The sequence below is a fragment of the Xanthomonas bromi genome, assembly GCF_900092025.1.
Taxonomy (GTDB): Bacteria; Pseudomonadota; Gammaproteobacteria; order Xanthomonadales; family Xanthomonadaceae; genus Xanthomonas; species Xanthomonas bromi.
In genome coordinates this window covers 1-1,025 of record NZ_FLTX01000108.1, presented here as the reverse complement: position 1 = coordinate 1,025, position 1,025 = coordinate 1, and the positions used below count along the sequence as shown (strand labels likewise).

Here is a 1,025-nt window from a genome sequence, read left to right as displayed (position 1 = left end):
TCAGGAGGTCCATGCCGACGCGCTGGGCCGGATCCGGGTCAGGTTCCACTTCCAGCACGCGGCCTGTGGTGCGGCCGCGCAGGACAGCACGTGGCTGCGGGTGGCGCAGCGCTACGCCGGCCCGGGCGTGGGCAGCCAGTTCCTGCCGCGCATCGGGCAGGAAGTGCTGGTGGGGTTCCTGGAGGGGGACATCGACCGTCCGGTGGTGCTGGGAGCGCTGTACAACGGCAAGGGCGAAGCCGGCGTTCCGGCCACGCCCGGCGGCACCGGCGCCGAGGCCGACACCGGCCTGTATGCCCAGGCCGGCGACGGCCGCCCCAGCGCGCAGGCCAACCTGGCCGGCGGCCACGCCCCGGCCTGGCACGGCGCCGGCGGCGGCGATGCGGCGCACCGCAACGCCACCGCACTGTGGGGCGTGCAATCCAGGGAATGGGGCGGCGCTGGCCACAGCCGGCTGGTGTTCGACGACAGCGACCAGCAACTGCGCCTGCAACTGGCGACCACCCAGGCGGCCACGCAGCTGACCCTGGGGCACCTGATCCACCAGGCCGACAACTACCGCGGCAGCTTCCGCGGGGAAGGCTTCGAACTGCGCACCGACGCCTGGGGCGCGGTGCGCGCCACCTCGGGGTTGTGGCTGAGCAGCTACGCGCGCAGCAGCGGCCCGGCCGGCGAGGCGACCGGGCCCAGCGCATTGCTGACCCAGGTGCAGACGCTGGGCAAGACGTTTTCGCAGGCGGCGGGCACGCACCAGACGGTGACGCTGGCCGCGCACGCAGGCGTCGGCCAGGCGAACCACTCCCACCTGATCGCCGAGCAGGCGCCCTTGCAGGCGTTGCTGACCAGCGTGAAGACCACGGTGCCGGGCACGGCCTACGCCGAGGCCAAGGGCGCGGCGGCCGAGCGCAGCGCCCGCCCGGGCGACGGCCGCGTGCCGCACACCGGCGATGCCTTGCTGGGCCTGGCCGCGCCGGCGGGGATCGGCGTGGTGGCCGGCCAGGGCCTGCACTGGAGCGTGGGCGAGA

At 75.0% G+C, this 1,025-nt stretch carries 1 protein-coding gene; it reads left to right on the top strand.

Features of this window, described 5'->3' with window-relative positions; all coding sequences use genetic code 11:
* A partial coding sequence (locus XBLMG947_RS20610) for a type VI secretion system Vgr family protein (RefSeq protein ID WP_209437493.1) occupies window positions 1-1,025 on the top strand: 1,025 nt, incomplete at both ends.